Genomic DNA, 19,853 nt, shown 5'->3' on the forward strand with positions numbered 1-19,853 from the left:
AAGGCATCACAGCCATGGCCACGCTCAGCGGAAATCATGAAGGTCTCGGCAAAGGGAAACGCCTCGTTCATGTCGCGTGTCAGGGCAAGCAGGCCTTCGGATTTCACCTTGTCGATCTTGTTGATCGCCAGCGCCACCTTGGTCTTGCCGGTCCGGTCCGCCAGATTGGCAAGGATCGCCTTGACCCCTTCGCTCATCCCACGATGCGCTTCGATCATCAGCACGACGACATCGGCATCGGCGGCACCGCCCCAGGCAGCGGCGACCATCGCACGGTCCAGTCTGCGGCGCGGTTTGAACAGGCCGGGTGTGTCGATAAAGATCAACTGCGCCTGCCCCTCCATCGCGACACCGCGAATGCGCGCGCGCGTGGTCTGCACCTTATGGGTGACGATGGACACCTTGGCACCCACCATCCGGTTCAGCAGCGTGGATTTGCCAGCATTCGGTTCCCCGATCAGGGCGACAAAGCCCGCTTTGGTCGGTGCGTCTGTCATGGGTCAACTTTCTTCAAAAGGGCGGCGGCGGCAGCTTGTTCCGCCTGCCGTTTTGACCCTGCGGTCGCTGTCTCGCTCTGACCAGAGGCCAATTGCACCGCAATCGTAAACGCGGGCTGGTGGTCAGGTCCAGTGCGCGCGACTTCCGTATAGGTCGGCGGCTCTTCACCGCGGGCCTGCGCCCATTCCTGCAGGGCAGTCTTGGCGTCGCGGGCGTCAGCGGCCACATCGGTGATCCGCGCACCCCAAAGCGTCAGGATCACCTTGCGCGCCGCATCAAAGCCGCCGTCCTGATAGATGGCGGCAATCACCGCCTCCATCGCATCGGCCAGCAGCGCCTCTTTGCGGCGGCCACCGGATTTCATTTCGGACCGGCCCAATTTGATCACTGACCCCAGATCGATCTGGCGGGCGACATCGGCGCAGGTTTCGCGCCGGACCAGCGCGTTATACCGCGGGGCCAGCAGCCCCTCGGGCGCGGAAGGATCGGCTTTCAGCAACGCCTCGGCCATCACCAGACCCAGCACGCGGTCGCCCAGAAATTCCAGTCGCTGGTTGTCATCGCGGTGCGGGCTGACCATGGATGAATGGGTCACCGACCGCACCAGCAGCTCTGGTCTGGCAAAATCATGCCCCAGTCGCGTTGAAAACGCGGCAAGATCGGCGGACAGCTTCACTCGATCGCCTTGAAATAACGGTCGCTGCGCCAGGTCCAGAAGGCCAGCATGGACCGGCCCGCCGATGAAAACATCACACGGTCCGCGCGTCCGACGATATCCTTGCGCGGCACATAACCGACCCCGCCAAGCGTTTGCGGCACCCGGCTGTCGATGGAATTGTCGCGGTTGTCACCCATGAAAAAGAAATGCCCCTCCGGCACGATAAACACCCCGGTATTGTCGCTGGCCCTTGGGCCGACGTCCAGAACGGCATGGCGGGTGCCATCGGGCAGGGTTTCGATCTGACGGATCTTGTTGCAGTCGGCACCCATGCCGACCGGCCCGTTAGCGCACATGGGGCGGCCACCCATCGGCCCCTGAGGTTCCATGATTTCGGTAAAGATGCCGTCATCTTCCAGCGCGGCGGCCACATCATTGATATGCAGCACACCGTCGATCATCTGGATGCGGTCGCCCGGCTCGCCGATCAGCCGTTTGATATAATCCTGTCCGGTCACCGGATGGCGAAAGACGACGACATCGCCGCGTACAGGGTCAGACCCGAACAGGCGGTCTTCACGATCCTCGGCAAAGCCGCAAAAATCATCCGCGCCGATATCAAGCCCCACCGCAGGCACCCGGATCGACGGGCAAGAGGCGTAGGAATAGCCATAGGCCATCTTGTTCACGAACAGGAAATCCCCGATCAACAAAGTGTCCTTCATCGATCCTGACGGAATCCAGAACGGCTGAAAGAACAGGGTGCGAAACACGCCCGCGATAAGCAGCGCCCAAAATATCGTCTTGATCGTTTCCTTCACGCTGCCGACAAAGCCTGTTTTTTCGGCCATTTTCCGTTCCTTTATGGGTTTCACGCTACATGATCGCGCGGGGGTGTGGAGTCAAGCGACGGGCCGTGCCTCGATCACCACAAAGGCTTGTGCCCAGGGGTGATCATCGGTCAGCGTGACATGGATAACCGCCTCGTACCCCGGCGGGGTCATCTGGATCAGCCGGTCTTGCGCCCAGCCGGTCACCGCCATCACGGGCTGACCCGTGTGCAAGTTGGACACGGCCATGTCTTTCCAAGCGATCCCCATGCGCAGGCCTGTGCCCAGCGCCTTGGAACAGGCCTCTTTCGCGGCCCAGCGTTTGGCATAGGTGCCCGGCGTGTCATGGCGGGCCTCGGCCTTGGCCTGTTCAATCGGGGTAAAGACACGGTTGCGGAAACGGTCGCCGAACCGGTCAAGCGTGCCAGCGATCCGGTCGATATTCGCAAGGTCCGTGCCGATGCCAAGGATCATGCGCGCGCCGCGTCCATCAGGCGGCGCATTTCGGCAATCGCGGGGCCAAGGCCCAGAAACACCGATTCCCCGATCAGAAAGTGACCGATATTCAGTTCTGCCACCTGCGGCAGGGCGGCAATCGGGGTGACGCAGTCATAGGTCAGGCCGTGGCCGACATGCACCTCCAGCCCCAGATCGGTAGCATAGGAGGTCATTTCCGTGATCTTTTGCAGCTCCGCGTCACGCATGGCCCAATCGCCCGCAGCCCAGGCATCGGCATAGGCCCCTGAATGCAGTTCGATCACCGGCGCGCCGATGCGATGAGCGGCGTTGATCTGTGCCTCATCCGCAGCGATGAACAGCGACACACGGCACCCCGCATCGCGCAAGGGCGCGATATAGGCGGCCAGCGCATTGTCGTTTCCGGCGACGTCCAGCCCGCCTTCGGTCGTGCGTTCCGCGCGCTTTTCCGGCACGATGCAGACCGCGTGGGGTTTGTGACGCAGCGCAATCGCCTGCATGTCCGGCGTCGCCGCCATTTCAAAGTTCAACGGAACGGTCAGTGCCGCCATCAGCCTGTCGATATCGCCGTCGATGATATGGCGGCGGTCTTCGCGCAGGTGGGCGGTGATGCCGTCGGCCCCGGCCTCAACCGCCAACAGCGCGGCGCGCACGGGATCAGGCACAGCGCCACCGCGCGCATTGCGCAGGGTTGCCACATGGTCGACGTTCACACCCAGACGGAGCCTGCTTTTCTGCATCACTTTCCCTTTCCGACGCCATTCATTTTGTCAGGTTCCACTTTCAGCTGATCCAGCTTGGCCTGCAACAGCTTGCGGCGCCGCTTTTGATAGACGGCAATGATCGGCACAAAAAGATAATAGCAGATCGCCGCGCTGATGATCCCGGGTGCCAGACCACCGATCAGATAGGGCACAAAGACTTCGTGATAAAACGCGATCAACCCGGTCCAATCGGCCCTGTCAGGTGTGAAGGTCGCCCAGATATTGTGGCCGATGTCGTAAAAGGCATTCTGAAACTGGCAGCCAATGGTGCAGTAATCTTCGCTCACATTGCGGCCCAGCCCGAACAGCGCCGCGTTGAAAGGGCGACCCATGATCCAGTAACCACTGCCAAGCGCGGCGATGCCGATCGGCACATAGGTCAGCGGATTGCCAAAGAACGTGCCAAGCAGCGCCGCCAGCATATTGCCCCGCATCAGCCGCGCCAAGAGTACGGCAATGAGGAAATGCAGCCCGTAGAATGGCGTGAAGGACGTGAACACCCCCGCCGCAATCCCGCGGGATATCTTTTCAGGCGTATCGGGCAACCGCCGCAGCCGGTGTTTGACATAGCCGAACGCCCGTCCCCAGCCACCACGCGGGTATAGAAAATCCAGCACGATCTTCCAGATCGGCCGCCTATCCCTGCGTTTGAACACCACTTGCCTTTACCCTTCTGACCTTTCAGCCACGCATTGTTCCCGCCAGCCCCGGATCGCGATGCCGCACGATGGACGACACGTTGCTTTCCGCTTCCAGCGCCGTCATCACGCGGTGCAGATGTTCGGCATCACGCAGATCGACATCGATCAGCAGGCGGAAATAATCCGGTTTGCGGTCAATGAATTTCAGGTCAGAGATATTGGCGTTCTGTTCACCAATCAATGTGCAAATACGTCCCAGCACGCCAGTGTCATTGGCGATCGTCGCGTCAAAGGTCACGGTGTTGACGGCGGCATGGGTGCCGTCCTGCCATTGCAGGTCGATCCAGCGTTCGGGTTGGTCTTCGTAATCGGCCAAAGCCGCGCAATCTATCGCATGAACCGTCACGCCCTGCCCGCGAAAACTGATGCCCAGAATACGTTCACCCGGCACCGGCTGACAGCAGGTACCGCGTTTATGCACCTGATCGGGCGCGAGCCCGACAACGGCGCGGCCCTGATCCACCTCTTCACCCGTGTTCTGGGCCAGTTCGGGATAGATCGCGCGCACGACCTCGCTGCCGGTCAGTTCCGCACTGCCCAGCCGCGCCAAAAGCTCGTCCACGGAATCGATCGCCAAAGCCTTGGCTGCTGTGCGCAGCGCCTTTTCGGTCGATCTCTTGCGCACGTTCTCGAACGCAACACGCGCCAGTTCGCGGCCCAGCCGGACATATCGCCCACGGTCTTCTTCGCGCAAGGACCGGCGGATCGCGGTCTTGGCCCGCCCGGTGACGGCAATATCGATCCATGTCGCCTGTGGTGTCTGGCCTTCGGCGGTGATGATCTCCACCGATTGGCCGTTCTTCAACCGGGTCCAGAGCGGCACACGCAAACCGTCCACCTTGGCCCCGACACAGGCCGACCCGATCCGGGTATGGATTGCATAGGCAAAATCGATCGGCGTCGCCCCACGCGGCAGTTTGATCACCTCGCCCTTGGGAGTGAAACAGAACACCTGATCCTGATACATCTCCAGCTTGACGGCTTCGAGAAATTCTTCGTGGTTCTGGTCGTCGTCCAGCCGGTCGGTCAGCGACGCGATCCAGCGCACCGGGTCAACGGCAAAACGGTTTTCGACACGTTCGCCGTTCTTATAGGACCAATGCGCCGCGACCCCGGTCTCGGCAACTTCGTGCATTTCGCGGGTGCGGATCTGCACCTCGACCCGTTTGCCGTCACGACCAGACACCGTGGTATGGATCGACCGATAGCCGTTGGATTTCGGCTGGCTGATGTAATCCTTGAACCGGCCCGGCACCGCGCGCCAGCGCTGGTGGATTGTCCCCAGCACGCGGTAGCAATCGCCCTCGGTCGCGACGATCACACGGAAGCCATAGATGTCGGACAGCCGGCTGAAACCCTGATCCTTTTCCTGCATCTTGCGCCAGATCGAATAGGGTTTCTTGGCGCGCCCCACGACATCGGCAAGGATGTTGGACTTTTCCAGTTCCACACGCATATCGGCGGTGATTTTCTGCACCACATCGCCGGTTTCCCGCTGCAAGGTGATGAAACGCCGGATAATGGAATTGCGCGCCTCGGGGTTCAAGACGCGAAAGGACAGGTCTTCCAGTTCCTCGCGCATCCATTGCATCCCCATGCGACCGGCAAGTGGGGCGAAAATCTCCATCGTTTCGCGGGCTTTCTGGGCCTGCTTGTCCGGGCGCATGGATTTGATGGTGCGCATGTTATGCAGGCGGTCGGCCAGCTTCACCAGCGTCACGCGCAGATCACGGCTGGTCGCCATGAACAATTTACGGAAATTTTCGGCCTGTTTGGTCTGGGTGGATGTCAGTTGCAGATTGGTCAGCTTGGTAACGCCATCGACCAATTCTGCAATCTCTCGGCCGAATCGGTTTTCCACGACGGAAAAAGACGCCTTGGTGTCTTCTATCGTGTCATGCAGCAGCGCGGTGACCAGCGTCGCGTCATCCATCTGCTGCAGGGCAAGGATATGGGCGACGGCGACAGGATGGGTGAAGTAAGGTTCGCCCGAATGGCGGAACTGGCCTTCGTGCATTTCCGTGCCAAAGGCGAAAGCGTCGCGCAGCAGGGCCTGATTGGTCTTGGGATTATACGCGCGGACCAGAGAGATCAGACTATCAGCATTCGTCATCTGGTTCCGCGCCTATTGCTGGCAGGTAGACTACCCGCCCTAGCGCTGACCTTGCGCTTCCATCAGCGCACGCAGCAGTTTTTCTTCGGACATATCATCTTCGACCGGGCGATCAGCCTCGCCGCCCATCAAAAGAGACATGCTGTCTTCTTCCGGCTCATCAACCTCGATCTGGGTCTGGTTGGCTTCGATCATGCGTTCGCGCAGATCATCGGCAAGCTGGGTTTCTTCCGCGATTTCACGCAAGGACACGACAGGGTTCTTGTCATTGTCCCGATGCACGGTGATCGGGGAACCAGCAGTGATTTCGCGCGCGCGGTGCGCGGCAAGCATCACCAGTTCAAACCGGTTGGGAACTTTATCGACGCAATCTTCGACTGTTACGCGGGCCATGACAGATCTCCGGATAGGAAGCTTTGAAAGATGCATCCCTAGAGTGTTCAACAGGGATTGACAAGGGCCAGCAGCCAGGGTTCGCCTGTATTTTCAGCCTTTCGACGCCGGATCACCCAGCCGCTGGACGCCGGCCCTGTCAGCGGCTGGCAGGCGGTCCAGCATCTGCGCCACGCTCAGCCCCAGCAGCGGATGGCACCAGTCGGGGGCGACATCGGCCAGCGGCACCAGCACGAAGCTGCGGTCTTGCATGCGCGGATGCGGCAGGATCAACTGGTCGGGCGCGATGCTGGCCTGCCTAGCGGGTGGCAGGTTGCGCCAATGATCCTGCGTGGGCCGGTCCGGCAGCACCTGATCGGCCAGCGCGATCAGATCCAAATCCAAAGTGCGCTGCGCCCAGCGGATTTGTCGGCTGCGTCCCGCCGCGGCCTCTGTGTCGTGCAGCATGGTCAGGATATCCGGGGCGGAATGCGCCGATTCGACGGCCACAGCCGCATTGACGAAATGCGGGCCTGACCCCGGCGGGAACGCGGGCGTTGCATACAGATGGCTTATCTGAAATGTCCCGCTGGCAAGCTCGAAAAGCCTGTCCGCCGCCCGTTGAACTGTTGCCGCCGCGTCACCCCATACTGAAGTCTTATTGCTTCCCAATGCAATAAGCGCGATCCGGCTTGTCATATGTTAAACCGCCTCTTGCCACCTGCATTCAACGCTATATTAGCGGCCTCGACTTGATAAAGCACTCAATGTCGTAGCAACTACGACAAGAACCACATTTTGGAAAGGACCTTCATGTTTTACCGAGACGAGCGACTTGCGCTCTTCATCGATGGCTCAAACCTCTATGCTGCGGCACGGTCTCTCGGTTTTGACATCGACTACAAGTTGTTACGACAGGAATTCATGCGGCGCGGTAAGCTGGTGCGTGCATTCTATTATACCGCCTTGTTGGAAAACGACGAATATTCGCCGATCCGCCCGCTTGTCGACTGGCTGCACTACAACGGCTATTCCATGGTCACCAAACCGGCCAAGGAATTCACCGACAGCATGGGACGCCGCAAGGTCAAAGGGAACATGGACATCGAACTGGCCGTCGATGCGATGGAACTGGCCCCTTTTCTGGACCATGCAGTGATCTTTTCCGGCGACGGTGATTTCCGGCCCCTGATCGAAGCCTTGCAGCGCAAGGGGGTTCGTGTATCGGTTGTTTCCACGATCCGCAGCCAGCCGCCGATGATCGCCGATGAACTGCGCCGTCAGGCCGACAATTTCATCGAACTTTTCGAGCTACGCGATGTTATCGGGCGCCCGACGCGTGAAACCCGCCAGGACGAATCAGACGACACACAGACCGACGTCTGATCGTTAGGACGAGATCGGGCCATGGTGTTCCAGCCCGTCAAGCAGGACATTCGCGGCTGTCATCGCGCGTTCAAGTGTTGCAGCCTGATCGGATGACGCCGCAATCCACAACGCGGCATCCACCAGCGCACCATTGATCAGCTGAGCCATCGCATCCGGGTCGGCTTGCCTGATACGGCCCGCCTGCATCAGCGTCGCCAGCACATCGCGCAGTTCAATGATCCATTTTTGCTGATCCATCTCGCGCATCCGCTGCCCCAACACCGATGACGCGTCGCGCAGATAGACCCGCTGGATTTCCGGATCGCGCGCCTGTTGCAGCCACAACAGACAGGACGCCCGGAACCCGTCCCAAGGGTCGGCATGACGCTTTTCCTCGGCATCGAGGCGCGCCGCAATTTCGGCGTCGATCTGCAGGACCACAGCCTCCAACAGCCCCTCTTTACCCCCGAAATGGTGATACAGCGCGCCGCGCGTGACACCGGCATCGGCACAGATCGCGTCCATCGCAGACCCGGCATAGCCCTGCGCCGCGAAGGCGCGCCGTGCAGCAGCGACCAGTTGCGTCATGGTTTGCGCACGCATCTGGTCGCGACTACGTCGCAGGCTCGGCTCGGCCATTGACATACACCCCGTATGTTTCTAAGTCACTCACATACGAAATGTATGTTAATTGACCCCAGAGTGCAACATGCTCATGACAGCCCACCCCACCCCGACAATCCGTGCGGAAATCGCGCCCCTGCTCAGGCTGGCCTTTCCGATTGTCGCGGGGCTCGGGGCATCGACGCTCATTGGTGTGGTCGATACGGTGATGATCTCGCCCTTGGGGACCTTGCCACTTGCCGCCGCCTCCCTGACGACGGCGACGCTGATCATCTTTTATTCCGCCGTCTACGGCTTCGTTTCGGCCACAGGCGTGCAAGCCGCCCAGCGTCACGGCGCGGGTGATGTCCAGGGCGTGGCAGAGGCGCTATGGGCGGGGCTGCGGCTGGCGCTGATCGCGGGGCTGATCTGTGCGGGTCTGATGCTTCTGGGCCTGTTCGCGCTGCCCCTGCTGAACCAACCGCCCGAGGTGCTGGCGATCCTTGCGCCCTATTGGGTCGCGATGGCGGTATTGCTGGTGCCATTTGCCGTGCTGATCGTGATTTCACAGGTGCTGAATGCGATGGATCACCCATGGATCGCGGCGGGCTTTGCCTTTGTCGGTGTCGTGGCGAATGCGCCAATGAACAATGAACTATGTCCTGATCTGGGGGATCGGCGATTGGCCCGGCCTTGGCCTTCTCGGGGCGGGGCTGGCCAGCATCCTTTCCGAAACACTGGCGCTTCTGGTCGCGTTCATCTGGCTCTGGCGCAAGGGGCTGTTACGGCCCGCCGGCAACAAGGCCCTGCGTCGGCACCTGACCTTGGGCGGTATCCCGCTGGCCATCGGCTATACCGGCGAAGGGGCCGCCTATGCGCTGGTCGGGATCATGCTGGGCATTTTCGGCGCCACCGCGCTGGCCGCCAATCAGATCGTGCAGGCCGTCGGTGGTGTGCTATACATGCTGCCGCTTGGGCTTGCCGCCGCCGTGACCATCCGGATCGGGCAGGCCAGCGGGGCGGAAAACCCTGCCCGGCTGCGCCCTATCGCCGTGGCGGCCCTTGGCGTGGTCACCTGCTGGATGGGGGCCGTCACCATAGCACTGGTCCTGTCGGGCGGCTGGCTGGCCGCCGCGCTGTCGGATGATCCTGCGGTGATCACGCTGGCCACGGCGATGTTCATCGTCGTCGCCCTGATTCAGGTCATCGACGGTGCACAATCCACAGGGCTAGGCGCGCTGCGCGGGATCATGGATTTTGGCTGGCCGACGCGGTTCACGCTGGCGTGCTATTGGCTGTTCGCCTTGCCGCTCGCCGCCGCCCTTGGCTTCTGGGCCGGTTTCGGACCTTTGGGTGTCTGGGTCGGCTATGGCATCGGGACAGGCCTGATCGCCGTGGTCTTGCCGATCCGGTTCTGGCGACTGACCGCGCCAAAGCACGGATAGGCGGGCCAGAGGGGCTGGACCCGCGCGCCGTTGCGCATTACCTCTGCCCTATGCAGGAGAATGCGATGACCAAGCCGCCCCTTACCCTTTATCTGGCCGCGCCGCGCGGCTTTTGCGCCGGCGTCGACCGGGCGATCAAGATCGTCGAAATGGCGCTCCGGAAATGGGGCGCGCCAGTCTACGTCCGCCACGAAATCGTGCATAACAAATTCGTGGTCGATGCCCTGCGCGAACAGGGTGCGGTCTTTGTCGAGGAACTGGATGATTGCCCCGACGACCGCCCCGTCATCTTTTCCGCTCATGGCGTGCCCAAGGCCGTGCCTGCCGCCGCCGCCAAACGTGAAATGATCTATGTTGATGCGACCTGCCCGCTGGTCAGCAAGGTGCATATCGAGGCACAGCGCCATGCCGACAACGGTTTGCAGATGATCATGATCGGCCATGCCGGTCACCCCGAAACCATCGGCACGATGGGGCAATTGCCCGAGGGTGACGTGCTACTGGTCGAAACCGTCGATGACGTGGCCCATGTCACCGTGCGCGATCCCGCGCGTCTGGCCTTTGTCACCCAGACCACGCTGTCGGTCGATGACACCGCCGATATCGTCGCCGCCCTGCATGCCCGTTTCCCCGCGATCATCGGTCCGCATAAAGAAGATATCTGCTACGCCACCACCAACCGGCAAGAAGCGGTCAAGGCGATGGCCCCCAGATGCGACGCGATGCTGGTGGTCGGCGCGCCGAATTCATCCAATTCCAAACGACTGGTCGAGGTCGGCGCGCGTGCGGGTTGTGCCTATTCCCAACTGGTGCAACGGGCCGCCGATATCGACTGGCGCGCGCTGGACGGGATCACATCCATGGGGATCACGGCAGGCGCATCCGCGCCAGAAGTGCTGATCAACGAAGTGATCGACGCTTTCCGTGACCGGTATGACGTGACGATCGAAATGGTGGAAACCGCCAAGGAAAACGTCGAATTCAAAGTGCCGCGCGTGCTGCGGGAACACGCATGATGATCAGCCTGCAATTCCTTGTCACCGCATTCGTGGTCTGCATCGCCCCCGGCACAGGCGTAATTTATACTCTGGCACTGGGTCTGGGTCAGGGACGGCGCGCCGCTATTGCCGCCGCTGTCGGCTGCACCTTCGGGATCGTGCCGCATATCATGGCAGCGACCTTGGGGCTGGCCGCGTTGCTGCACACGAGCGCGCTGTTGTTCCAGATCGTGAAATTCGCAGGGGTGGCCTATCTGCTCTATCTCGCGTGGCAGGCGTTGACGTTTGACGGCGCGCTTTCGATCAAGGCCGATGGCGAAAGGCAAAGCGGGTTTCTGATCGCCCGGCGTGGTGCGTTGATCAATATCCTGAACCCCAAGCTGTCGATCTTTTTTCTGGCGTTGCTGCCGCCGTTCCTGTCAGGCAATCCGGCTACGGCGACCACCGAGATGCTACTGCTGGGGGCTGTCTTCATGCTGATGACCTTTGCCGTTTTTCTGGTCTACGGCGTATTCGCCGCCGCCGCGCGCGACCGACTGTTGCAAAGTGCGGCCGTCATGCGCTGGCTGAACCGCAGTTTTGCCGCGATCTTTGCCGCCCTTGGTGCCCGCCTGGCGCTCGAAAAGGCATGAAGGATATCCCCCGTTCCGCCCTTTTGCTGGGCCTTGCCGGGCTGATCCCGTTTTTCTGGGGCGCGCTGACCGTGCTGCGCCCCGATCTGGGGCAATGGGGGGCGGCGAACATCGGGCCGCGCTTCATCGGCCCCTATGTACAGCTGTTCTATGGGGCGATCATCCTGTCCTTCATGTCCGGCGTGCTCTGGGGGTTTGCGACCAAGGCCAGCGGACGCGTTGCCACCGCAAGCTATATTCTGTCGGTGATCCCAGCACTCTGGGCATTTTTCATGACCGGCGGTGGACCGACAGGGGCGGCGGTCAATCTGATCGCGGGCTTTCTGGGACTGCTGCTGCTGGATTGGCATTTCCGGCAGATGGGACTGGCACCAAAATGGTGGATGCATCTGCGCGCACTGCTGACGGCGCTGGTCGTGCTGTCGTTTTTGCCGCTGGTGCTGTGATGGCGGATCTTTACGCCTACACCGATGGGGCCTGTTCCGGCAATCCCGGTCCTGGTGGTTGGGGCGCCTTGCTGATTGCGCGCGATGGCGATGCCGTCGTCAAGGAACGCAGCCTGTCGGGCGGTGAAGCGTTGACGACGAATAACCGTATGGAACTGCTCGCCGCGATATCGGCACTCGAAACACTGGGCCGCGCGACCGAGATCACCATCGTGACCGATAGCGCCTATGTCAAAGACGGGATCACCAGCTGGATCCATGGCTGGAAAAAACGCGGCTGGAAAACCGCCGCCAACAAACCCGTCAAGAACGAAGACCTATGGCGCCGCCTGGATAGTGCAGTTGCCCGGCACAAAGTGCGCTGGGAATGGGTCAAGGGGCACGCAGGCCATATCGAAAACGAACGCGCCGATGCGCTTGCCCGCGCGGGCATGGCCCCGTTCAAGCGATGACCTTGCTGATGGTCCTTGATTACGCGGCGGTTTTTGTCTTTGCGCTGACTGGCGCGTTGGTGGCTAGCCGCGCGCAACTTGATATCGTGGGATTTGTCTTTGTCGCCAGTCTGACAGCCGTGGGCGGCGGCACGATCCGCGATGTGATCCTGAATCGGGACACGGTGTTCTGGGTCGCCGACCCGACCTACATTCTGGTCGCCGCCAGTGCTGCAGTGGCAGTCTTCTGGACCGCGCATCTGCTGGAAAGCAGGTATCGGACGATCCTGTGGCTCGACGCCTGCGCCTTGGCGATTGCGGTCCCTGCTGGGGTCGCTGTCGCCTTGGCGCTGGGGCAACCTTGGGCCATCGTGGTCATGATGGGGATCATTACCGGCTGCATGGGCGGGCTGATGCGCGATGTGGTCTGCAACGAAGTCCCGCTGGTCCTGAAACAAGGCGAACTTTACGTCACCTGCGCGCTGGCGGGCGGCCTGTCAGCGCTGCTCGCGCTTGCCTTTGCACTGCCGACGCCGCTTGCCCTGCTGGTCTGTGCTGGTGTCACCTTTGCCTTGCGTGCCGGCAGCCTGCTATTCGGCTGGAAGCTGAGCGTCTACAAAGCTTACCCGCCACGGCAATGACGCGCGGCGCGGGCGGAAAGATTTTCGCCAAAAAATTTTAGCGGCCCTTCACACCTTCAGCACGATCTTTCCGATATGGGCAGAGCTTTCCATCCGCGCATGCGCCGCCGCCGCATCCGCCAGCGCAAATTCCTGATCCATCACAGGCGCGATTTTCCCGGCGGCGATCAGCGGCCAGACATGTTGCCGCAGAGCCTGCGCAATCCGCGCCTTGGCCTCCGACTGCGGGCGCAAGGTCGATCCGGTGATCGTCAGGCGCCGCGTCATCACCTGCACAAGGTTCAGTTCGACCTTGGGCCCTTGCAGGAACGCAATCTGCACCAGTCTGCCATCATCGGCCAGCGCGCTGATATTACGCTGGATATAGGACCCACCGACCATATCGAGGATCAGATCGGCCCTGCCCCGTTCTTTCATTTCTGCAACAAAGTCGGCATCGCGATAATTGAAGGCCGCTTCCGCACCCAGCGCCACGCAGGCCGCACATTTGTCATCAGATCCGGCCGTTGCAAACACCCGCGCGCCAAAGGCATGGGCAAGCTGGATGGCCGTCGTCCCGATCCCGGATGACCCGCCATGCACCAGAAACCGCTCACCCGCCTGCAACCCACCGCGCATGAACACATTGGACCAGACAGTGAAAAACGTCTCGGGCAGGCAGGCCGCCTGCGCCAGCGACAAACCGCGCGGCACCGGCAGGCAATGCGCCGCAGGAGTCGCCACATATTCTGCGTAGCCGCCCCCTGGCAGCAGCGCGCAGACCTGATCGCCGATCTGCCAATCGGTGACACCCGCGCCAAGCGCCGCAACCTCGCCTGCGCATTCCAGCCCCGGCAAATCGCTGGCACCCGCTGGCGGGTTATACAGCCCCGCGCGCTGCAAGGCGTCAGGACGGTTGACCCCGGCATAGGCGACCTTGATCACCACCTGATCATGCGCTGGTTCCGGCATCGGTCGCGTCGTCAGTGCCAGCACCTCTGGCCCGCCCGGCTGCGTAACCTCGATCGCCTGCATCATGTCGGATCGCGCCAGACGCCGGGCAGATCAGGGTCAATCTCGCGCTTTGGCGCTTTGATCCCCGACATCAGACGATCCACAACGCCCGTCAGCGGCTTCAGCAATGCATTTCCACGCACACGCGCCTTCACCTTTTCCACCTGCATTACGTCATCAATTCGCCGGTCGATAAACGCATCCGTCGCCTGCCCGCCCAGCGAATCGTCGCCCAGCCAATACAGCACGACAGAGGCATAGACCCCCGACAGCGTCAGCCGCTTGGTATACCAGTTCACATCATCCGACGTATCACCCAGCGCGGTCCAGATCGCATCCGCCGTGGCCCAGATCAGCCGCGTGCCATCCGCCGCCATATGCGGCAGCGCGAACAGGGCCGTCCCACGGCGCACCGCCTCCTTGTCCGGGATCGCGCCGATGCGCAGGCGGATCGCATGCGCCACCTTGTCGCGAAACCGCATGCCGGTCAGGTCTGCGGCCTTTAACGCGGTCACCATCGCCGCATCGCCTTGTTCATGAAAGGCAATCGCCAGATCAATCGCCCCGCGCGGGCAGATCGTGCGCGCCAGCGCAGGGTCCACGTCGGCGTCACTGACCGCGGCGGCAAATGCGGCAGGTGACCAGCCATCGAAGGCCACATGCGGAATGATCGCATCCAGCAATTGCTGTTTGGCGAGGGTAACGGGGGTCTGGGTCATGATCGGGCCTCCTGTCCGGTGGATACTGGACAAACTAGCCCATCTTTGGTAGTCAGCCAACTCCTGCAATTTTGCAAATCCAACTTAGAGAGGTGGTGAAAACCACATGCAGGTAAGTGTTCGTGATAACAACGTCGATCAGGCGTTGCGTGCTCTGAAGAAAAAACTTCAGCGTGAAGGCGTATTTCGTGAAATGAAGCTCAAGCAGCATTTCGAAAAGCCGTCGATCCGCAAGGCCCGTGAAAAGGCCGAAGCGATCCGCCGTCAGCGCAAGCTGGCCCGGAAAAAGCTGCAACGCGAAGGCATGCTGTAAAGCATTCCCGATTGTTGAAACGATTGACCCCCGATTGCGCAAGCAGCGGGGGTTTTTTGTTGGTAAGGCTTGAATTGAAATGTCGCCGCAAATACGTTACATGTAACGGAAGAAAGAGGTGCAGCATGCCAACCCCCATTTCCGAACGTGTCCAGAAACACCGCGAGGCTTTGCGCGCCGCGGGCCTGCGCCCGGTGCAGATATGGGTGCCGGATACCCGGCGGCCCGGTTTCGCCGCGGAATGCCGCCGTCAGGCCGCATTGGTTGCTGCCGCAGATCAGGGTGACGCTGAACTGTTAAACTTCATGGACGCAGCCTTGAGTGATCTGGATGAATGGAACTGAGGCGCGGTAATCTTGTCACTGTCGCCATGCAGGGCGACTATGGCAAACCACGCCCGGCGCTGATCATTCAGGCCGATAACTTCGCAGGTTTGCGGACCGTCGTGATCCTGCCTCTGACATCCAGCATCGTGGATGCCCCCCTTTTGCGCCCGACGGTGACACCATCGCCCGAAAACGGGCTGCGCGCAGCATCCCAGATCATGCTGGACAAGCCGATGACCGTAAAGGCCGACAAACTTGGTCCCGCCTTTGGTCGGCTTGATGATGTCGCGATGCTGGGTGTGAGCCGGTCGCTGGCGTTGATACTGGGGCTGGCTGGGTAAGCCCCCTCAATGCTGCTCCGGCACCAAAATCTCGCGTTTCCCCACATGGTTCGCCGAACTTACCACGCCCTCATCTTCCATCTGCTCGACCAGACGCGCAGCCTTGTTATAGCCGATCGCCAGTTTGCGCTGGATATAGCTGGTCGAACATTTGCGATCCTTGATCACGATCGCCACCGCCGTGTCATAAAGCGCGTTTTCCATGTCCGACCCATCGCCCAGCCCCAGCACCAGATCGATGCTGCTTTCCTGATCGTCTGACGGGCCTTCGACCACGCCGGACATATATTCAGGCGGACCGAACCCCTTGAGGTGGTTCACGATCTCTTCGACCTCTTCATCGCTGACAAAGGGGCCGTGGACGCGCATGATCTTGGACCCGCCCGCCATATAAAGCATGTCACCCATGCCCAGCAGCTGTTCGGCCCCCATCTCGCCCAGGATCGTCCGGCTGTCGATTTTCGAGGTCACCTGAAACGAAATCCGTGTCGGAAAGTTCGCCTTGATCGTGCCGGTGATCACATCGACCGACGGGCGCTGCGTCGCCATGATCAGGTGGATACCCGAGGCCCGCGCCATCTGCGCCAGGCGCTGGATGCAGGCCTCGATTTCCTTACCCGCGACCATCATCAGATCGGCCATCTCGTCCACGATGACGACGATATAAGGCAGGACTTCGGGCTGGAATTCTTCGGTCTCGAAAATCGGATCGCCGGTTTCGTCGTCAAAACCCGTCTGGACAGTGCGGCTGAACATCTCGCCCTTCTCCTGCGCGTCCTTCACCCGGCCGTTGAAGCCGTCGATGTTGCGCACGCCCATCTTGGACATCTTGCGATAGCGTTCCTCCATCTCGCCCACGACCCATTTCAGCGCGACAACAGCCTTTTTCGGGTCGGTCACGACAGGCGACAAAAGGTGCGGGATGCCGTCATAGACCGACAGTTCCAGCATCTTGGGGTCGATCATGATCATCCGGCATTCCTGTGGCGTCAGCTTGTACAGCAGCGACAGGATCATCGTGTTGATGGCAACCGATTTACCGGACCCGGTGGTCCCGGCGATCAACAGGTGGGGCATCTTTGCAAGGTTCGCGATGATCGGCTCGCCCCCGATATCCTTGCCCAGCGCCAGTGGCAGTTTCTGATTGCTGTCGCCGAAATCCCGGTGCGACAGGATTTCACGCAAGACAACCTTTTCACGGGTCTCATTGGGCAGTTCAATCCCGATCACCGACCGGCCCGGCACGGTTGAGACACGGGCAGACAGCGCCGACATCGACCGCGCGATATCATCGGCAAGGCCGATCACACGGCTGGCCTTCAGGCCCGGCGCGGGTTCAAGCTCGTACATCGTTACGACAGGGCCGGGGCGGACCGCGACAATTTCGCCCTTCACGCCGTAATCATCCAGCACGCTTTCCAGCATACGGGCATTTTCGCTCAGCGATTCATCGCTCAGATGCAGGCGGGTGATCTCGGCCGGGTTGGTCAACAGCGACAGGGGCGGACGCTCGTAATCGGCATAGGGGTCTTCGAATTTCAAGGCTGGCTGCGCCTCGGCCACGGCCTGCCGTGATGGCTGGACCGGGCGTTTGGGCGGATGCTGCACCACATTGCGCGGTTCCATCGCCGGCGGCGCAGGAATATTGACCTGCGGGATCGGCACATGCGGTGTGGCCATGCGCGGGGCGTCGTCATCGTCAAAGGCGATATCGTCATCATCCTCGAACATTGCCACATCATCGGCAGGTTCTGGCGTCACAAGCGGCGGATAGGGCGCATAGACCAAGGGTTTCGGCCCGCGCCCTGCGGTCAGCGACGGTTCGATCCGCACGCCTGTCGGGGAAGGCGGCACGGCACGGCTGCGGATCGCATCGGCGATACGCGCACTGACGCGCGCAGTATCGGGTGCCGGCTCATCCGCCGTCAGCCGCGGTTCGCGCGTCACCAGTTCGGGTTCGGGCATCGGGTCATTGCGGCGCAGAAGGCCTGACAAGAACCCGCCGCTGCTTGGCGCAGGCTCTGTCGGCGCATGCCGCACAGGCGCGCTCAACGGCGGCGGCGCCGCAGGAATAGCGCCTTGCGTCGCGCGCGGTTCGTCACCGTAGGGTGTGGGCTGCGCCCGCACCACCGCCGCCGCGCGCAATCTGCTTTCAAAATCAGGCGCGGTCAGTGGCTTTGGCCGATCAACCGGCGCATCGTTCGCATAGGGATCGCGAAACACCTTGGCCTGACTGCGTCGCGCCTGCATGGCAGCGGTGGCGGCTTGCGCGCCCTGCGCCGAGAGGACAGCGCCCTTGCCCAGAACCCGCAACACGAAATCATAGATCAGCACCGTGCCGAGTATCGCAAACCGCAACGCCTTGCGCAGTTCCGGGCGGGTAAAGCCCAACAGAAATGTCATCAGCGCCACCAGCAACACCGCCGCGAGGAAAGACAACAGCTTCACCCCGAACACCGTACCGAACGGCAGCACTGTCAGCAAAACGCCCAACACAGTGTCGCCGAACAACCCGCCCATGCCGAAATTCGCAGGCCATTGTGCAGACGGCGTCACGGTCGCGGCATAGACAGCGGCAACGACAACCCCGACAGGCGCGAACATCGCCCGGCCGATCACCCGTTCCTGACCGTAATGGAACAGGAAACGCGCGCCCGCCGCGATCAGCGTCGCGGCAATGACCCAGGCACCCAGCCCGATCACCATCATCAAAGGGGCCGCCATCGAGGCGCCGAAATGGCCCAGCCAGTTCTGCACCGGCGCGTCCGTCGCGGAAATCCAGCTTGGATCATCGGGCGAATAGGTGCCGATCACCACGGCAAACAGCGCGCCTGCGATGATCAGCGCAATGCCCAGCAATTCGCGACTGCGCTTTTCCAGCGCCGCCTGCGTGTTGCTGTCGAAAAGCGGATCGCGCTGCCGTGACTGATATGACGCCATGTCGTGTCCCCTCTTAATACAAACAATCGCGGATCAAGGTCAGACCGCGCTGCATTTCCTGTGTCGGTGCCACCAAAGCGACCCGGATATATTCCGCGCCGGGGTTTTCACCTGCGACATCGCGGCTCAGATACGCCCCCGGCAGCACCCGGACGCCCGTTTGCTGCCATAGCTTGACCGCCGCCGCCTCACCATCATCCACCGCCAGCCACAGGAAAAACCCCGCCTGCGGCGATTGATAGCCTGGCACATGGTCCAGAATTTCATCCGCGATCTCGTATTTGCGATGATACATCGCGCGGTTTTCCACCACATGGCCTTCATCCGCCCAGACGGCGGCGGCCACTGATTGCAACGGCCCGGGCAGAGGTGCGCCGGCAAAGGCGCGCAACTGGCGCAGGCGCGCCACGGATTTCACGTCACCCGCCGCAAAACCGCAGCGCAGGCCTGGCAGGTTCGACCGTTTCGACAAGGATTGGAAGATCAGCACGCGGTCCGAATCCGCGCCCATCTTTGCCGCAACTTCTAGCGCACCGGGGGGTGGGGCGTCGCGGTAAATCTCGGAATAGCATTCATCGGCGAAGATCATGAAATCATGCTCTTCCGCCAAGGAAATCAGATCGCGCCAGTAATCCTCGGACGCGACAGCCCCCTGCGGATTGGCGGGTGAACAGACATAAGCGATCGCGGTGCGGCGCAGAATATCGTCAGGCAGGCTGGCGAAATCCGGCAGATGCCCGGTCGCGGCAGTCGCGGCGACATAAACCGGCTCTGCCCCGACGGACAAGGCGGCCACACTGTAAACCGGGTAAAACGGATTGGGCATCAGCACCACAGGGCGCGCGCCATTCTTGGTCTCAGGACAAAGCGCCATGGCTGCATTATACAGTCCCTCGCGCGTGCCGTTCAGCGCGATGATCCGGTCAGTCGACACGTCCAGCCCGTAGCGGCGCTGCAGGAAACCCGCCATCGCGGCCAGTAAATCAGCCTGCCCTTCATTGCTCGGATAGGAATTGAACCCCGCGAGATGTGCCTCCAGCAACGGGCCGACAAAGGCGGGAAAGGCATGGCGCGGCTCGCCGATCGTCATGTTGATGACGTCGGGGGCATGGGTCGGCACGTCCAAAAGCGCACGCAGACGTGGCCATGTCGCAACCGGAAGGTCCGAAAACCGCGCGGGAAAATCCATAACTGCCTCAATTCGCGGGATCATTTCGCCCCGCTTTTGATGCAAACTAACGCAG

The 19,853-nt window shown here is 61.4% G+C and carries 25 protein-coding genes and 1 pseudogene; 11 read left to right on the forward strand and 15 right to left on the reverse strand.

All coding sequences use genetic code 11. From position 1 onward, the window contains the following. From era to folK, 9 genes are all read right to left on the reverse strand, one after another. The coding region (gene era, locus ACK4TM_RS12125; protein WP_409701702.1) for a GTPase Era at positions 1 to 497 on the reverse strand (497 nt) is incomplete at its 3' end. Next, a complete protein-coding gene (gene rnc / locus ACK4TM_RS12130) occupies positions 494 to 1,174 on the reverse strand; it encodes a ribonuclease III (protein ID WP_409701704.1) in 681 nt (226 codons plus the stop codon). The genes rnc and era, both read right to left, overlap by 4 nt. Then, complete coding sequence (gene lepB / locus ACK4TM_RS12135) at positions 1,171 to 2,007, reverse strand: signal peptidase I (protein ID WP_409701706.1); 837 nt, start codon at positions 2,005 to 2,007, stop codon at positions 1,171 to 1,173. The genes rnc and lepB overlap by 4 nt, the downstream gene beginning before the upstream one ends. Before the next feature lie 51 nt (positions 2,008 to 2,058). Then, on the reverse strand, positions 2,059 to 2,460 hold the full coding sequence (gene acpS / locus ACK4TM_RS12140; protein WP_409701708.1) for a holo-ACP synthase: 402 nt from the start codon (positions 2,458 to 2,460) through the stop codon (positions 2,059 to 2,061). After that, on the reverse strand, positions 2,457 to 3,203 hold the full coding sequence (locus ACK4TM_RS12145; RefSeq protein WP_409701710.1) for a pyridoxine 5'-phosphate synthase: 747 nt from the start codon (positions 3,201 to 3,203) through the stop codon (positions 2,457 to 2,459). The genes acpS and ACK4TM_RS12145 overlap by 4 nt, the downstream gene beginning before the upstream one ends. Next, complete coding sequence (locus ACK4TM_RS12150; protein ID WP_409701712.1) at positions 3,203 to 3,886, reverse strand: DUF2062 domain-containing protein; 684 nt, start codon at positions 3,884 to 3,886, stop codon at positions 3,203 to 3,205. The genes ACK4TM_RS12145 and ACK4TM_RS12150 overlap by 1 nt, the downstream gene beginning before the upstream one ends. Positions 3,887 to 3,908: 22 nt before the next feature. Then, positions 3,909 to 6,041: a RelA/SpoT family protein gene (locus ACK4TM_RS12155; RefSeq protein ID WP_409701714.1), complete on the reverse strand. Its 2,133-nt coding sequence runs from the start codon at positions 6,039 to 6,041 to the stop codon at positions 3,909 to 3,911. Positions 6,042 to 6,080: 39 nt separating this feature from the next. Then, a complete protein-coding gene (rpoZ, locus tag ACK4TM_RS12160) occupies positions 6,081 to 6,434 on the reverse strand; it encodes a DNA-directed RNA polymerase subunit omega (RefSeq protein ID WP_409701716.1) in 354 nt (117 codons plus the stop codon). 93 nt (positions 6,435 to 6,527) lie between these two features. Next, positions 6,528 to 7,112, reverse strand: a complete 585-nt coding sequence (gene folK, locus ACK4TM_RS12165) for a 2-amino-4-hydroxy-6-hydroxymethyldihydropteridine diphosphokinase (RefSeq protein WP_409701718.1) — start codon at positions 7,110 to 7,112, stop codon at positions 6,528 to 6,530. 114 nt (positions 7,113 to 7,226) lie between these two features. Here folK and ACK4TM_RS12170 point away from each other — a divergent pair, with 114 nt between their 5' ends. Further along, positions 7,227 to 7,799 carry an NYN domain-containing protein gene (locus tag ACK4TM_RS12170; protein WP_409701720.1) on the forward strand — a complete coding sequence of 191 codons (573 nt, stop codon included), beginning with the start codon at positions 7,227 to 7,229 and terminating at the stop codon, positions 7,797 to 7,799. A 3-nt stretch (positions 7,800 to 7,802) separates the two neighbouring features. Here the strand turns inward: ACK4TM_RS12170 and ACK4TM_RS12175 are convergent, their stop codons facing one another. Both ACK4TM_RS12175 and ACK4TM_RS12180 read right to left on the reverse strand, forming a co-directional pair. After that, entirely contained in the window at positions 7,803 to 8,384 is a 582-nt protein-coding gene (locus ACK4TM_RS12175; protein WP_409701722.1) for a TetR/AcrR family transcriptional regulator, read from the reverse strand. Between the two features lie 84 nt (positions 8,385 to 8,468). Continuing rightward, on the reverse strand, positions 8,469 to 8,678 hold the full coding sequence (locus ACK4TM_RS12180) for a hypothetical protein (RefSeq protein WP_409701724.1): 210 nt from the start codon (positions 8,676 to 8,678) through the stop codon (positions 8,469 to 8,471). Between ACK4TM_RS12180 and ACK4TM_RS12185 the strand changes: the two are divergent. The 7 genes and pseudogenes from ACK4TM_RS12185 to ACK4TM_RS12215 form a co-directional block, all read left to right on the forward strand. Then, positions 8,614 to 8,973, forward strand: a pseudogene (locus ACK4TM_RS12185) (MATE family efflux transporter); the annotation flags it as partial. The gene ACK4TM_RS12180 and the pseudogene ACK4TM_RS12185 sit on opposite strands and share 65 nt — an antisense overlap. 61 nt (positions 8,974 to 9,034) lie before the next feature. Continuing rightward, positions 9,035 to 9,829, forward strand: coding sequence for an MATE family efflux transporter (locus ACK4TM_RS12190; protein WP_409701726.1), 795 nt, complete (start codon positions 9,035 to 9,037; stop codon positions 9,827 to 9,829). 65 nt (positions 9,830 to 9,894) lie between these two features. After that, the gene (ispH, locus tag ACK4TM_RS12195; RefSeq protein ID WP_409701728.1) at positions 9,895 to 10,845 is read left to right on the forward strand and encodes a 4-hydroxy-3-methylbut-2-enyl diphosphate reductase; all 951 of its coding nucleotides are present in this window, start codon (positions 9,895 to 9,897) and stop codon (positions 10,843 to 10,845) included. Next, positions 10,845 to 11,459 carry a LysE family translocator gene (locus ACK4TM_RS12200; RefSeq protein ID WP_409701744.1) on the forward strand — a complete coding sequence of 205 codons (615 nt, stop codon included), beginning with the start codon at positions 10,845 to 10,847 and terminating at the stop codon, positions 11,457 to 11,459. Before ispH ends, ACK4TM_RS12200 begins: the two co-directional genes overlap by 1 nt. Further along, complete coding sequence (locus ACK4TM_RS12205) at positions 11,456 to 11,905, forward strand: DUF3429 domain-containing protein (protein WP_409701730.1); 450 nt, start codon at positions 11,456 to 11,458, stop codon at positions 11,903 to 11,905. Before ACK4TM_RS12200 ends, ACK4TM_RS12205 begins: the two co-directional genes overlap by 4 nt. Next, on the forward strand, positions 11,905 to 12,357 hold the full coding sequence (gene rnhA, locus ACK4TM_RS12210) for a ribonuclease HI (protein WP_409701746.1): 453 nt from the start codon (positions 11,905 to 11,907) through the stop codon (positions 12,355 to 12,357). Before ACK4TM_RS12205 ends, rnhA begins: the two co-directional genes overlap by 1 nt. Next, positions 12,354 to 12,977: a trimeric intracellular cation channel family protein gene (locus ACK4TM_RS12215; protein ID WP_409701732.1), complete on the forward strand. Its 624-nt coding sequence runs from the start codon at positions 12,354 to 12,356 to the stop codon at positions 12,975 to 12,977. Before rnhA ends, ACK4TM_RS12215 begins: the two co-directional genes overlap by 4 nt. A gap of 48 nt (positions 12,978 to 13,025) precedes the next feature. Here the strand turns inward: ACK4TM_RS12215 and ACK4TM_RS12220 are convergent, their stop codons facing one another. Together ACK4TM_RS12220 and ACK4TM_RS12225 are read right to left on the reverse strand one after the other, a co-directional pair. Beyond that, on the reverse strand, positions 13,026 to 13,994 hold the full coding sequence (locus tag ACK4TM_RS12220; protein WP_409701734.1) for an NAD(P)H-quinone oxidoreductase: 969 nt from the start codon (positions 13,992 to 13,994) through the stop codon (positions 13,026 to 13,028). Further along, on the reverse strand, positions 13,991 to 14,689 hold the full coding sequence (locus ACK4TM_RS12225; RefSeq protein WP_409701736.1) for a COQ9 family protein: 699 nt from the start codon (positions 14,687 to 14,689) through the stop codon (positions 13,991 to 13,993). Before ACK4TM_RS12225 ends, ACK4TM_RS12220 begins: the two co-directional genes overlap by 4 nt. A 106-nt stretch (positions 14,690 to 14,795) precedes the next feature. On the opposite strand from ACK4TM_RS12225, the gene rpsU reads away from it, so the two are divergent. The 3 genes from rpsU to ACK4TM_RS12240 all read left to right on the forward strand — a co-directional run bounded on the left by rpsU (position 14,796) and on the right by ACK4TM_RS12240 (position 15,669). After that, complete coding sequence (gene rpsU, locus ACK4TM_RS12230) at positions 14,796 to 15,002, forward strand: 30S ribosomal protein S21 (RefSeq protein ID WP_007206547.1); 207 nt, start codon at positions 14,796 to 14,798, stop codon at positions 15,000 to 15,002. 125 nt (positions 15,003 to 15,127) lie between these two features. Continuing rightward, positions 15,128 to 15,346, forward strand: coding sequence for an antitoxin MazE family protein (locus ACK4TM_RS12235; RefSeq protein ID WP_409701738.1), 219 nt, complete (start codon positions 15,128 to 15,130; stop codon positions 15,344 to 15,346). Beyond that, complete coding sequence (locus ACK4TM_RS12240) at positions 15,337 to 15,669, forward strand: type II toxin-antitoxin system PemK/MazF family toxin (protein ID WP_409701740.1); 333 nt, start codon at positions 15,337 to 15,339, stop codon at positions 15,667 to 15,669. The genes ACK4TM_RS12235 and ACK4TM_RS12240 overlap by 10 nt, the downstream gene beginning before the upstream one ends. Before the next feature lie 6 nt (positions 15,670 to 15,675). On the opposite strand, the gene ACK4TM_RS12245 is transcribed toward ACK4TM_RS12240, so the two are convergent. Beyond that, positions 15,676 to 18,609, reverse strand: coding sequence for a DNA translocase FtsK 4TM domain-containing protein (locus ACK4TM_RS12245; RefSeq protein WP_409701742.1), 2,934 nt, complete (start codon positions 18,607 to 18,609; stop codon positions 15,676 to 15,678). Between the two features lie 13 nt (positions 18,610 to 18,622). After that, on the reverse strand, positions 18,623 to 19,798 hold the full coding sequence (locus ACK4TM_RS12250; protein ID WP_409701748.1) for an aminotransferase class I/II-fold pyridoxal phosphate-dependent enzyme: 1,176 nt from the start codon (positions 19,796 to 19,798) through the stop codon (positions 18,623 to 18,625). Positions 19,799 to 19,853 lie beyond the last annotated feature (55 nt).

It is taken from the genome of Yoonia sp. (assembly GCF_046292185.1).
GTDB lineage: Bacteria > Pseudomonadota > Alphaproteobacteria > Rhodobacterales > Rhodobacteraceae > Yoonia.

Excerpts from the sequence above, each read along its gene's own strand:
- lepB (WP_409701706.1), bottom strand. The coding sequence starts at position 2,007 with ATGGCCGAAAAAACAGGCTTTGTCGGCAGCGTGAAGGAAACGATCAAG.
- acpS (WP_409701708.1), bottom strand. The coding sequence starts at position 2,460 with ATGATCCTTGGCATCGGCACGGACCTTGCGAATATCGACCGGATCGCT.
- ACK4TM_RS12145 (WP_409701710.1), bottom strand. The coding sequence starts at position 3,203 with ATGCAGAAAAGCAGGCTCCGTCTGGGTGTGAACGTCGACCATGTGGCA.
- ACK4TM_RS12155 (WP_409701714.1), bottom strand. The coding sequence starts at position 6,041 with ATGACGAATGCTGATAGTCTGATCTCTCTGGTCCGCGCGTATAATCCC.
- rpoZ (WP_409701716.1), bottom strand. The coding sequence starts at position 6,434 with ATGGCCCGCGTAACAGTCGAAGATTGCGTCGATAAAGTTCCCAACCGG.
- folK (WP_409701718.1), bottom strand. The coding sequence starts at position 7,112 with ATGACAAGCCGGATCGCGCTTATTGCATTGGGAAGCAATAAGACTTCA.
- ACK4TM_RS12170 (WP_409701720.1), top strand. The coding sequence starts at position 7,227 with ATGTTTTACCGAGACGAGCGACTTGCGCTCTTCATCGATGGCTCAAAC.
- ACK4TM_RS12175 (WP_409701722.1), bottom strand. The coding sequence starts at position 8,384 with ATGCGTGCGCAAACCATGACGCAACTGGTCGCTGCTGCACGGCGCGCC.
- ACK4TM_RS12180 (WP_409701724.1), bottom strand. The coding sequence starts at position 8,678 with ATGATCAGCGTCGCCGTCGTCAGGGAGGCGGCGGCAAGTGGCAAGGTC.
- ACK4TM_RS12190 (WP_409701726.1), top strand. The coding sequence starts at position 9,035 with ATGAACTATGTCCTGATCTGGGGGATCGGCGATTGGCCCGGCCTTGGC.
- ispH (WP_409701728.1), top strand. The coding sequence starts at position 9,895 with ATGACCAAGCCGCCCCTTACCCTTTATCTGGCCGCGCCGCGCGGCTTT.
- ACK4TM_RS12200 (WP_409701744.1), top strand. The coding sequence starts at position 10,845 with ATGATCAGCCTGCAATTCCTTGTCACCGCATTCGTGGTCTGCATCGCC.
- ACK4TM_RS12205 (WP_409701730.1), top strand. The coding sequence starts at position 11,456 with ATGAAGGATATCCCCCGTTCCGCCCTTTTGCTGGGCCTTGCCGGGCTG.
- rnhA (WP_409701746.1), top strand. The coding sequence starts at position 11,905 with ATGGCGGATCTTTACGCCTACACCGATGGGGCCTGTTCCGGCAATCCC.
- ACK4TM_RS12215 (WP_409701732.1), top strand. The coding sequence starts at position 12,354 with ATGACCTTGCTGATGGTCCTTGATTACGCGGCGGTTTTTGTCTTTGCG.
- ACK4TM_RS12220 (WP_409701734.1), bottom strand. The coding sequence starts at position 13,994 with ATGATGCAGGCGATCGAGGTTACGCAGCCGGGCGGGCCAGAGGTGCTG.
- ACK4TM_RS12225 (WP_409701736.1), bottom strand. The coding sequence starts at position 14,689 with ATGACCCAGACCCCCGTTACCCTCGCCAAACAGCAATTGCTGGATGCG.
- rpsU (WP_007206547.1), top strand. The coding sequence starts at position 14,796 with ATGCAGGTAAGTGTTCGTGATAACAACGTCGATCAGGCGTTGCGTGCT.
- ACK4TM_RS12235 (WP_409701738.1), top strand. The coding sequence starts at position 15,128 with ATGCCAACCCCCATTTCCGAACGTGTCCAGAAACACCGCGAGGCTTTG.
- ACK4TM_RS12240 (WP_409701740.1), top strand. The coding sequence starts at position 15,337 with ATGGAACTGAGGCGCGGTAATCTTGTCACTGTCGCCATGCAGGGCGAC.
- ACK4TM_RS12245 (WP_409701742.1), bottom strand. The coding sequence starts at position 18,609 with ATGGCGTCATATCAGTCACGGCAGCGCGATCCGCTTTTCGACAGCAAC.
- ACK4TM_RS12250 (WP_409701748.1), bottom strand. The coding sequence starts at position 19,798 with ATGGATTTTCCCGCGCGGTTTTCGGACCTTCCGGTTGCGACATGGCCA.